Source organism: Imperialibacter sp., assembly GCF_040222385.1.
In the GTDB taxonomy this organism is placed as follows: Bacteria; Bacteroidota; Bacteroidia; order Cytophagales; family Cyclobacteriaceae; genus Imperialibacter.
Window position 1 is genome coordinate 33370 of record NZ_JAVKDF010000023.1, and the last position, 12515, is coordinate 45884.

General features: G+C 48.3%; 7 protein-coding genes. 6 read left to right on the plus strand and 1 reads right to left on the minus strand.

Translation table 11 applies throughout. The features are described from left to right. The first annotated feature begins 53 nt into the window (after positions 1–53). From RIG68_RS10340 to RIG68_RS10360, 5 genes are all read left to right on the plus strand, one after another. On the plus strand, positions 54–4187 hold the full coding sequence (locus RIG68_RS10340; RefSeq protein WP_350121892.1) for a T9SS type A sorting domain-containing protein: 4134 nt from the start codon (positions 54–56) through the stop codon (positions 4185–4187). A gap of 128 nt (positions 4188–4315) precedes the next feature. Beyond that, positions 4316–5449, plus strand: a complete 1134-nt coding sequence (locus RIG68_RS10345; protein WP_350121894.1) for a Gfo/Idh/MocA family protein — start codon at positions 4316–4318, stop codon at positions 5447–5449. A 120-nt stretch (positions 5450–5569) separates the two neighbouring features. Further along, on the plus strand, positions 5570–6325 hold the full coding sequence (locus RIG68_RS10350; protein WP_350121896.1) for a lysophospholipid acyltransferase family protein: 756 nt from the start codon (positions 5570–5572) through the stop codon (positions 6323–6325). Beyond that, a complete protein-coding gene (gene gatC, locus RIG68_RS10355; RefSeq protein WP_339787149.1) occupies positions 6322–6609 on the plus strand; it encodes an Asp-tRNA(Asn)/Glu-tRNA(Gln) amidotransferase subunit GatC in 288 nt (95 codons plus the stop codon). Before RIG68_RS10350 ends, gatC begins: the two co-directional genes overlap by 4 nt. Position 6610: 1 nt before the next feature. Then, positions 6611–9610 carry a tetratricopeptide repeat protein gene (locus RIG68_RS10360; RefSeq protein WP_350121898.1) on the plus strand — a complete coding sequence of 1000 codons (3000 nt, stop codon included), beginning with the start codon at positions 6611–6613 and terminating at the stop codon, positions 9608–9610. A 287-nt stretch (positions 9611–9897) separates the two neighbouring features. On the opposite strand, the gene RIG68_RS10365 is transcribed toward RIG68_RS10360, so the two are convergent. Beyond that, positions 9898–10797, minus strand: a complete 900-nt coding sequence (locus tag RIG68_RS10365) for a LysR family transcriptional regulator (protein WP_350121900.1) — start codon at positions 10795–10797, stop codon at positions 9898–9900. Positions 10798–10935: 138 nt separating this feature from the next. Between RIG68_RS10365 and hutH the strand changes: the two genes are divergently transcribed. Then, complete coding sequence (hutH, locus tag RIG68_RS10370; protein WP_350121902.1) at positions 10936–12513, plus strand: histidine ammonia-lyase; 1578 nt, start codon at positions 10936–10938, stop codon at positions 12511–12513. Positions 12514–12515 lie beyond the last annotated feature (2 nt).

Here is a 12515-nt window from a genome sequence, read left to right on the forward strand (position 1 = left end):
CACTTTAAGACTATCCGATCAATCATGGCAATTTGCTAATAAAAAATTGCATCATGATAAGATTGAAACGCCTATTGTTCATCATCAGCCAACTATGCTTCACTTTCAATGTGATCGCTCAGGATTGGAGCCTTGATACAACACTTGAAGAACCTTCTGGAACTATATCCGATGCATCTTTTGGTAGATCAGTTGCGATAAGCGGTAACCTCGCTATTGTAGGCTCACCGGACGAATCAGTTGGAGGAATTGTATACATTTATGAGAAGGCCAATGGCTCATGGAGCCAAATCAATCAACTACAACTACCTACACCCGTATCTACCGATTTATTTGGGTACTCTGTCGATATAGAGGGAGATGTTGTGGCTGTGGGAGCGCCTGGTCACATTACAACTTTTGAGACTGGAGCCGTTTTTGTCTTTGAAAAACCTGCAACCGGTTGGAGTGGCGCTATAAGTTTTACTCAGATTAATTCGCCAATGCCAAGTGGAGGAGGCGAGTTTGGGTTCTCAATCGATCTTAGGGGAGATGATCTTTTAGTAGGGGCACCAATCGAAGGGATCACAGGAAGGGCGCACCTCTTTTCCAAGGCTTCTAGTGCCAGCTGGTCCGCAGCAAGTCTTGCCGCCACTCTTCAGCATAGTGTTCTTTCCAATGACAGGCTTGGCTATACCGTAGCCTTGGCTGATGATTTTGCTGTGCTTGGCTGCCCACGTTGTGGCAACGAACAGGGAAATGGCTTCATTTATGAAAAAGGGGCTGGTTGGTCAAGTAAAACGACGGCGGATGCCGTTATCAGGAATGTTAACCGACAAGTAAACGATAATTTTGGGTGGGAAATAGCGGCCGACGGTGACAGGATCGCCGTATGGGCAAAAAAATATTCTCAAGTATATATTTTTAATAGGCCAACTACAGGCTGGGGTGCAGATTTTACTGCCAATGGTGCCATCCTTCCATCCTACCTTGTACTTCCAGGCATCTCCGATGCATACCAGTTTGGAAACTCAATATCATTAGATGGCGATAGAATAGCGGTTGGATCGCCCAGTTATGAAGGTTCAGGGCGGGTTTATATTTATGAGCTTGGAACAACTGCTGCTACTCTTGTGCAAGAACTGGCAGCTCCTGAAACACTTTCTGCTGCTTTTGGTGTGAGTGTGGCTATCGACGGTAACTCACTCATTGCTGGCGATAGCTATATAAACTCAGGAATAGGGAAGTCTTACCTCTACGAGTATCGCTATGAAGTTGATAAAGCTCAAACCATCTGCTTCAATGACACCTATACTTTCGGCTCACAAACGCTGAGCACAAATGGCATCTACATAGAGTCCTTTGTCGCTCAGAATGGCCTGGATTCTCTTGTTACCCTTGATTTTAGCGTGGCGGCTTCGCAATTGGTTGGCTCAATAGTGTCATATCAGGACCCAAACTGTTTTGGATCCAGCGACGGATCAGCGACTTTCGCCGCCTCTGGCGGTACCCCTCCTTATGAATTTAGTTTTGACGGTGGAGCCTTTGGTAGCAATAACGAATTCTCAGGTTTGGCTGATGGTTCTTATAGTGTGGTCATCAGAGATGCGATAGGGTGCACTGTTACGAAAAATGTGTTTCTTTTTGAACCGGGTACCCCACTGAATGTATCAGCTTCAGGAACTGACCTAGCTTGTTATTTGGGCAAAGATGGAATCATCACTGTAGCAGCATCTGGCGGCACGCCCAACTATTCTTACTCTGTTGATGGCGTCAATTATCAGTCGGCTGCGACGATCACAAACCTTGACGCTGGCACTTATACGGTATATGCCAAAGATGCCAACGGCTGCGTGGCTACGATAGCAGGAATTACTTTGAGCCAACCGCCGGCCATTACCATTGTTGGGTCGTCAACGAACGTTTCATGTTATGGTGGATCTAATGGGGAAATAAACATTACAGCCGTGTCTGGAGGTAATGGAGGCCCCTTTGAGTTTAGCAAGGACGGGGTCAACTACCAAAGTTCAGCACTGTTTACCGGGTTGAGCGCTGGTGTCACCACTATTTATATCAAGGACGGCACCGGGTGCGTATCTCAGGAGGATTGGACAATCCTCCAACCGAATGAGATAGTTGTCAGTCCAGTTGCCAGCTCGACGACCACTTGTGGAGGCAGCGATGGAGCACTTGAGGCGAACCTTTCTGGAGGTGTCGGCCCATTCCAGTTTAGCCTTGATGGCGTTAATTTTCAAGCCTCTAATGTATTTAATGGCCTGGCAGCAGGTGACTACACGGTCTACATAATAGACGCTAACGATTGTCAGGTATCAACTGTGGTGAAAGTAAATGATCCGGATTTATTTACACTGGCGACAACTGTGATTAACTCAACTTGCGCTGGTTCTAATAATGGATCTGTCAATATTTTGCCTGACCCGACTGGTAGCAATTATCAGTTCAGTCTTGATGGTACTAATTTTCAAGTTTCCTCACAGTTTGAAAACCTGGCACCCGGTTCGTACACTGCCACAGTCACAGACGACAAACAATGCGAGAACAGTGTACAATTTCTCATAGCCGAACCAGCTCAGCTTGAAGCGACTGTTGCCACAGCGGAGGTTTCTTGTAAGGATGGAGCCAATGGTACCATAACCATCACCGCTTCGGGTGGTACAGCGCCCTACAGTTACAGCCTGGATGGAACAAGCTTTCAATCCGAAGAAGTCTTTTCGAGCCTTGGGGCCAGCAACTATACTGTTACGGTAAAGGACGCCAATGGCTGCACAGCAACACCAACAGCAGTAATTGAAGAGCCTGATGCCCTTTTGATATCTGTTGTCAAAACAAATGTCACTTGCCAGGGTACCTCAACTGGCTCAGCTAATATTTCAGTTACGGGGGGTAAGGCCCCTTATCAGTACAGCACGGATGGGACGAGTTTTGCAGCAGCCAACGAATTTTTTGGATTGGTAGCAGGCACCTATTCCTTTACCGTAAAGGATGCCAATGGCTGCACCGTAAATACTGAGGCTATCATCACAGAACCAATGGCTTTGATTGCCACGGTAGTATCCAGCTCGTCAACATGCGCTAGCCTAACCAATGGAAGCATCGACATTACGGCTACGGGTGGAACAGCACCATACAGCTACAGCATCAATGGGGCCGATTTTCAGGAAAGCAGTGGTTTCTCTGGATTTGCCGCTGGTGACTACACAGTAGCAGTAAAAGATGCCAATGGCTGCACAGTAAATGCTGAGGCTATCATCACAGAACCAATGGCTTTGATTGCCATGGTAGTATCCACCTCGCCAACATGCGCTGTGTTAACCGATGGAAGCATCGGCATCACAGCTACGGGTGGAACAGCACCTTACAGCTACAGCATCGATGGGGCCGATTTTCAGGAAAGCAACAGTTTTTCTGGACTTGCCACTGGCGACTACGCAGTAGCGGTAAAAGATGCTAATGGCTGCCTAGTAGAAGTAGCTGTGGCCATCACAGCACCGAATGGATTTTCCGTGCAGGCAACTGCCGCCGATGTCACCTGCTCTAGCCTGACTGACGGTTCGGTAAGCTTGCAGGTTACTGGCCCTGAAAATGCTTCTTATACCTACAGCATCGATGGCGAAAGCTTTCAGGAGGCTACGGCATTCGACGGACTGGCGGCGGGTGACTACGCTTTCACTGTTAAAAATGGGTCAGGATGCACAGTGGAAACGACTGCGGTTATTTCTTCTCCTTCGGTATTATCACTTTCACTAAGTGAAACAGGTGGTGCGGTGGCAGCTACCGCCGAAGGAGGAACCTCACCCTACAGCTACTCCAGCAATGGCACCGACTTTCAGGAAAGCAATTTATTTGACCTAACACCAGGTGATTACACCATCACAGTGAAAGACGCAAATGGCTGCGAAGCTACCGCACAGGTAACTATCGCACTGGAAACCGGATTGGGTGACGACTTTTTTGACCAGGGGATCATTGCCTACCCTAACCCTGCCAGCCACGCTATTACATTCAATGCTACTACCATAAAAGCTGTGCGCTTATATGACCTGTCGGGTAACAGGGTGCTGACGGTGAACAATTATCGAACACGGGAAAGTATCGATCTGTCGCACCTTGTGCCTGGCGTGGTTATCGTGGAGCTGGAATTATCAACCGGAAAGAGGATTAAACAAAGACTGATTATCGAAAGATAGTCCACAACAACCGTGATCATTACGAAAGACCCTGCCGCTGGCGGGGTTTTTTGTTGCCTATTACACAACATCGTTGCCTAAAACCTGATATTCTCACTATCTTGATTGTTCAAAAAAACTAATAGTCAATGTCTACCTACTCACGCCGTAAATTTTTAGATACAATGAAACTCGGTGCCGGTGCAGCACTAGGAGCTTCTCTGCTCACTTTTCCATCTGCCACTGCTTTGGCTTCTGTGTCCTCCTTCCCTCGCAGAAAGCAGGGAAAGAAACTTGGGATCGCCCTGGTTGGGCTTGGTTACTATGCCAAAAACCTGCTGGCACCTGCTTTGGAGAAAACGGACGACTGCTACCTGGCTGGCATCGTTACCGGCACGCCGTCTAAAATTCCGGAATGGAAAGAGAAATACAATATTGCCGACAAGAATGTTTACAGCTACGACACGTTCGACAAGATCAAGGACAACCCTGATATTGATATCATTTATGTGGTGCTGCCCAACAGCATGCACAAGGAATACACCATTCGTGCTGCCAAAGCTGGCAAGCATGTGATTTGCGAGAAGCCCATGGCACTTAACCCCGCCGAATGCCGGGAAATGATCGCTGCCTGCGACAAGGCGAAGGTGAAGCTCGCCATTGGTTACCGCCTGCATTCAGAGCCGCATACGCAGGAAATCATGCGCCTGGCAAGAGAAAAAGACTTTGGAGCGGTGAAGTTGGTGGAGGCTGCCGATGGCTTTAAGATAGGCGACCCTACCCAATGGCGACTGAAGAAGGCCCTGGCCGGTGGTGGGGCCATGTACGACGTAGGCGTATACTGCATAAACGGTGCTCGCTATTCCACTGGTGAGCAGCCCATTGCTGTTACTGCGCAGGAGTACAAAACCGATCCTGTGAAGTTCAAAGAGGTAGACGAAACGATAACCTGGCAAATGGAATTTCCCAGCGGTGCCGTGGCGACCTGCACTACCACCTACGCCGCATCGACTGAAAGGCTTTATGTGGCTTACGAAAAAGGCTGGGCTGAACTGCGCCCTGCTTTTGGTTATGGCCCCATCAAAGGCAAAACTAACAAAGGCGAAATGGACATTCCCCACACTGTCCACCAGGCCCTGCAAATGGACGACTTCAGCCGCTGTGTGAAAGAGGGAAAGGAGTCGCCGGTAAATGGTTACGAAGGATTGAAGGACTTGCTGGTCGTAGAAGCGATCTATAAGTCAATTGCTTCGGGTAAGAAAGAGAAAGTAATGCCTGTTTAGTTCACCGCTTCGTCGCTACCGATATGGTCGTTTACATGGCTATATCGTAGCGAAGTGGAGCCAGCGTGTTGCGATGTATTCAGGGCATGGGCTTTCTAAAATTTCCCCTACTTTTACCCCATGAAGCTATTCTTCAACCGGCTGTATGTAGGATACGCCCTGCTGGTATTTTCTATTACGTTTTTGATTCTTTTCCCGTGGTTTCTGCTGGGCATCTATTACCCGCCGACATCCAGAGTGGTGCTAAAAGTAAACTACTGGTGGGCGATTGTGTATTTCTTCCTTATTGGCCTGCCTATTGGTGAGGAATGGCGCTTCAAACGGGACGGCCGCCAAAATTATATCTTCTGCTCCAACCATTTTTCCTACCTCGACATACCCGTGATGGGCTTTGTGCATTCGCCTTGCGTTTTCGTAGGCAAAAGCAGCATTGCCAAAGTGCCGCTGTTCGGGTTTATGTTTAGGAAGTTACACATCATGGTCGACAGAGAGAGGGCCAGAAGCAGGGCAGAGGTGTACAAAAGAGCTGCCATTGCTTTGGACGAAGGAAAATCTGTGATCATTTTCCCTGAAGGAGGTATCAAAGTGTTGCATTCGCCGAAGATGACGCCATTCAAGGATGGTGCCTTTCGCATGGCCATTGAGAAACAAATTCCTATTGTTCCAGTGACCATTCCATACAATTGGATAATTTTACCCGACGATAATCGTTTTGTCATTCGTTTCAAACGCCCTAAAATTGTGCTTCATGAGCCCATCGACACCAAAGGAATGACAATCGACAGGGTGAACGAACTGAAGGATGAGTGTTTTAAGGTGATAGATGAAGAACTCAGGAGTCGTTTTCCTGAGGAATTTGCAAAAGAAACTACATGAAGATAGATAAAGACACTTTACACAAACTGGCCCACCTGGCCAGGCTTGAGTTGGATCCTTCCAACGAAAAGGAAATGCTCAACAGTCTGAGCGAAATCCTGACCTGGGTGGAAAAGCTCAACGAGCTGGACACAAAGGATGTGGATCCCCTGGTAAGCATGTCTTATGAATTGAACGCCTTCAGAGAGGACAAAGTAACGGAAGAGCTTCCACGGGAGGAAGGTCTTGCCAATGCCCCTCAGCACGACGACAAGTTCTTCATCGTACCTAAGGTAATCGAATAATATGAACGAAAGCTGGGCTTTCTGGAAGGAGTGGCCTTTCGAACTCAGGCGGCTTTTTGTTGCCATGGCAGCCATCGCCTGCCTTCTCATTCTAACCGTTTTGGGTTTCGAAATCGCTGGCCATCACCTTGTGCTTGACTGGTACCTCACCTCCGAAACAGAGACTGTCAAACTTGCGTTGGATCGTGTTTCAGTTGGCCTTTTCGATCTGGAAATACCAGCAGATGTATACCTGGTCAAGCAGCATTTCGAGGGCAGTACCTGGATCATCCGCCCGTGGGCCGGTGTCGTTTATCTTGGTCTTATCTCTCTTTTTTACAGCCTTCTGTTGGCCGTTTCTACTTACCTCCCCAGGTTTTGGTACATGGTGGCCTCTGTGGTTTTCATAGCCCTGCTGATTTCGATGCGCCTGGAGCAGCTACTCCTTTTCGGTTGGTACGACTACAAGCCTCTGGCAATTGGAATATTGCTTTTTCTGCCGCTGAGTTACTATTTCCATGCCTTCAAAAGCCATATTCCTCTGGTCAAAAGGTTTTTTGCATTTGCAGGAGCATTCATACTCCTTGCAGGCGTCATATACTTTGGCTCCCAAATTGACCAACCTTTTTATACGCTCGCTCAGTACAATTTCACGGCCCCTGTAATTATTGTCGTTGTGTTTGCTTTGTTGGTAGGTCACGAGGTTGTCTATTTCATCTTGCGAATGATCACCAGCGGCAAGGCGCAGGCGGGCTCAAAAAACTGGGTGCACTTTTTCACGTTCAGTATATTCTACCTCGTCAATGTGGGCTTGGCCTATGCACACAATGCCCGCTATCTCACGTGGGACATTCTCTATCTTAACGAATTTCTGATGCTCGGCCTTGCAGCCGTCTTAGGGCTTTGGGGTTTGAAAGCCAGAGAGGCCAGGTACGAAGGCACAGCTCCTTTTTATCCCATCGCTGCTGTTTTCTACATTGCGCTGTGCGGCATTAGCTTCACCACCATTGGCTACCAACTGTTGCAGGGCAACGACCCTGTGCTGGAGGCGTTCGAGGATGCCATTCTTTTCAGTCAACTTGGGTTTGGAGTCATGTTTCTCCTGTACATTATCGTCAATTTTGTCACTCCCCTCATGCGCAACCTGGCAGTTTACAGGGTGGTATTCAAAGAGGGGGCCTTGCCATATCCAACTTACCGCCTGGCGGGTACCATCGCAGTGACCGCTTTGTTTTTGCTGTCCAATCGTGTCGCCCTCAATCAGTCAATTGCAGGGTACTACAACTCATTGGGCGATTTGTACAAAGTAAGAAATGAGCAGTTGCTGAGCGAACAGTACTATCTTCAGGGGGCGTTGTATGGTTACCAAAACCATAAATCTAACTATCAGCTAGGCTTCATCGCCAACAGCAAAGAAAAGCTGGGGGAAGCCTTGTATAGATTTGAGCTGGCAGCTGCCAAAAACCCGTCCCCTCACGCTTTTGTCAACCTGAGCAACCAATATCAAAATACCGACCAATTCTTTAAAGGCATTTTCGCTTTGCAGAAAGGGAAAAGCAAATTTCCTTCTGATGGATACATTGGCAACAACCTGGGCGTGCTTTATTCTTCAACCAATATTCTCGACTCTGCAGCATTTTATTTGCAGCAGGGCCTCGGAGAAGAATTTTCCCGCCGTGCCGCCAACGCCAATCTTGGATATGTGTCGTTCAAGGCTGGCCAGCGAATCGGTGCCAATGAAATAGAAGAGGTAGTGAAGGACAAGCTACCTTTTGGATTCCTGACCAATGCGTTGGCCACTATGGCTAAAAACGGCACGAAGCAACTCCCGGAAGTTGTGGAGCCTTTTCTACCCGACTCAACGCTATCCGGCTTCACTTTCCCTTTCGTTTACAACAGTGCCTTGGTAGATCTTGGGCAGACCGGGGGAACACTGACCGACAGACTGTCTGCAATGGTTGGTGCTTCTTCGAATGCGGGGTTTTATGGCCCGTTGTCCATTGCACATGCGTTGCATCTTTACTACGAAGGCAAGGCTTCCCAAGCCATTCAAATCCTCAACCGGGTGCAGCAAGGGTTTCCCACCTACAGGGGCTATTGCTTCCATTTAATGAGCGTGATGGCGCTTGATCAGGGAGCAGCAATGAAAGCAGCTGAGTATTTTGAAAGTGCCTCGGCTGAAAACTACCCCGATGCTGATATCAACCAGGCGATTGCCTTGTCTGAGGCAGGAAACTGGGAGCAGACCACTTTGAAATGGATTTTACTTGAAACCCATGAAGGCACGTCAACGCTCGCTGAATCTATGCTCAAGTTGTCGGAGACCAAAGACTTGAGCGATCTGACCACTGACCAACAACGATACCAGTACCTTCGTTGGTTTGGACGGCGACTGAATGAAACGCAGCAAGATGACCTCCTTGTCGCTTTCGAAAGTGAAAGCATGAAGAAGGCGGCCTTGGTTTGTCTCGCACAGGCTTATTTCAACGCCGGAGACGCACAAGCCGCACAGCAGCTGATAGACAATCCATTGCTAAACGACTGGGCACAACCCGAAATGACAATTTTGGAATTGGAACTGGCGATCAAAGAGGGTGGGCTGTCAAAACTGGACAGCACTGATTTGATCAATAGCCTGCCTCCAAAGTATGGCCGGGTGTGGGTAAATGCTGCGCAGGCTGTGAAGGTGAACAATGCAACTGCTTTAAAGGAAGCTATTGTCAATAATCCTTTCAACGCAACCCTGGCAATGGCCGCCGCCAATTTTCTACAGGAAATGAAAGACGACGAAGCGGCTTACGACGTGCTTGTGGCTACCATAGAGGCCAATCCCTACAACCCGGAAGTGATCAGGAAATACATTTGGCTGGCCCTCGATATGGGTTTCCAAAACTATGCTGAAAATGGTGTAATCCAACTCCTTGATCTCTTGCCGTCAGAAGAATACAAAGCCTTCGAAAGAGCATACGCAGACCGAGTCGCCGAGATCGAAGCCGAGAGGGAAAGCTGGAACTTCGATTGATTGCGATTTAAGGATATCATCCCTGTCCTTCCAGGCTGGTAACCACGCATCAAAAAAAGGTAATTGGTTTGGGCACTTCAAAGCCCCATCGGGGCGATTTTCTTTAGCGTTGGGTTTCAACCCGACGCATTTTCGTTGCGTTCCAAGCCATCCAATCTCCATCAATTCTATTTTTTTAGCGCTGGGTTTCAACCTTGCGCTGGAAATTTCATTGATTGCCATTTAGGAACGTCATGCCTGTCCTTCCAGGCCGGGAAGCGAGGCATCTCAATTAAAAAGACAAGTGGTTACCGGTGTTCCCCCAACATCACCTCCAAAAACTTCCTCAACGCCGGATTCTCATTCTCCCTTTTCCACATCGCCGACAACCGGGCCGTTTGCTTTCCATTTTTCAACTCGATAAACTTCACCTTCAGGCTGAAGCCTTCTTTAAGAGTAGTCGGCACTATGGCAATCCCAAGGTTATTTTCCACCAGCCTGAAGATTGTACTGGCGTGCACAGAGCGATGTGAAACCTTCGGACGAAAGCCACTGGCTTCAAATATGTTCATGAACTGGTTAAAATAGTCGACGCTATAGTCGCTCGAAAACAGGATAAAGTTTTCTTCCTTTAGCTGATGCAAATCCACAAAGTTGTCTTCATTCATTGGGTGATCCTGAGGGAGCACCAGCGAAAAAGTATCCTCAAAAACCGTCACCAATTGCATTTCCTGCTGTGCGTGCTCTAGTCTCACAAATCCAATATCCAGTTTGTCGTGCATAAGCCCTTCCAGTTGTTCCTGGTTAGCCATTTCTGTCAGTGTGGTATGTATCGAAGGGTACTGCTTGTTAATCTCCAGCAATACTTTCGGAATGACTCTTTGCATAGCCGACCCAACAAAGCCAATCCGCACCTCACCGTCGTCCCCGGCCTCAATCATCTTTAGCTGCTTGACAATGAAATCGAGGTTATTGATAACACCCTTGAGCTCTTGTTGAAGGTATTTTCCAGGAGCCGTCAATGCTACGTTCCTCTTGTTTCTGACAAACAGCTTTACGTCCAGCTCTTCTTCCAGCTGCTGTATCTGACGACTGAGCCCTGGCTGGGTGATAAACAGCTTTTCGGCCGCTTTCCTGAAATGAAGCTCCTCTGCCACTTCCAGAAAATACTTAAAATGACGAAGCTCTATCTGATTACTTATAGGCATTAGTTGTTGATATAAAAGGTATTTTTAGTAATTAAAGGTAGTGACTAGATTTGAGAAATGCTTACATCGGTTAGAGCTGATAGATTTTCATAGGTCTAGGGGTCAGTTCGTTCCGGATAGGCAACTTTAACCCAAATTATGCCCACGTCAGTGAATTTTCACCCTGGAGAAGACCGGCTATCTGTCGGTCTTCTCATGAGGGTTTGCCAGCAGGAGGTTGGTGTTGAGATCACCCGAGCCGCCAGAGAAAAGATTGAGCAAAGTCGAAGCCATGTCGACCAAATTGTAGAAAGCAATAAAGTTGTTTATGGCATCAACACCGGCTTTGGACCTTTGTGCAATACCCAGATAGCCGCCGGCGACACCCGAAAGTTACAGGACAATATACTACGCAGCCACAGTGTGGGGGTAGGGGCACCTGTTCCTTTGGACATTGTGCGGCTGATGCTCATCACCAAGCTACAGTCCTTGAGCCAGGGCTATTCAGGTATTTCTGTGGAGGTATTGGAACGCATGATCTGGCACCTCACAACCGGATACTTACCCTACGTTCCGTCGCAAGGCTCAGTAGGTGCATCCGGTGATTTGGCACCGCTGGCGCACATGTTCCTTCCGCTAATAGGGCTTGGCAAGGTGTGGGACGGAAACAATTGGGTTGAAACAGGGGCTATCTTCCAAAAAGAGGGCATTAACCCTATTGAGCTTGGCGCAAAAGAAGGCCTCGCACTTATCAATGGCACGCAGTTTATTGCTTCGTTCGCTGTTTTGGGGCTGCATAGGTTACACAACCTTCTTGAAACTGCCGACATCATAGGTGCCATGAGCCTCGAAGGAGTGCTGGGTTCAGCCAGCCCATTCGATCCGGCACTGCACCAGCTCCGGGCTTTTCAGGGTTCAATGCATGTGGCCCACAGGTTGAGGATAATGCTGCAAAACTCCGAGATGGTCGCTTCACATGCCGACTGTGGTAGGGTGCAGGATCCATACAGCTTCCGCTGTATGCCTCAGGTACATGGTGCTTCCCGCAATGCATGGCTCCATTTGAAAGAGCTAACCGAAATAGAAATCAACAGCGTCACCGATAATCCCGTCATCTTTAGCGCAGAGAAAACCATCAGCGGAGGTAACTTCCATGGGCAGTTGCTGGCCATGCCGTTAGACTACGCCACGCTGGCTTCTGCCGAAATTGGTAGTATTTCAGACAGACGTACGTACCAATTGTTAGAAGGGGATATTGAAGGTCTGCCGAAGCTGCTGATGCGCAATACCGGTATCAATTCTGGCTTTATGATTCCCCAATATACCTCTGCCGCCCTGGTAAGCGAAAACAAAAGTCTTTGTTTCCCTGCCAGCGCCGACAGCATTCCAACATCGCTGGGTCAGGAAGACCACGTGAGTATGGGCTCAATCAGTGGCAGAAAGCTGAATACAGTGCTGGATAACCTGGAGAATATACTGGCCGTAGAGCTGGTGTGTGCCGCACAAGCTTTCGACTACCGCAAGCCGATGAGGTCGGGGGTGATCCTGGACGCCTGTCATGAGCTGGTGCGACAAAAAATAGACCACGCAGAGGAAGACAGGATATTTGGCGATGACATCGCTGTAGCAAGGGAGATAGTTGCATCGGGGGAACTAGTCCAACTCGCCAACGAGGTAGCTTTGGAAAACCATATTGATATTGGAGGGCAACTGGGTGGCCGCTTTACTCTTAAATAGAT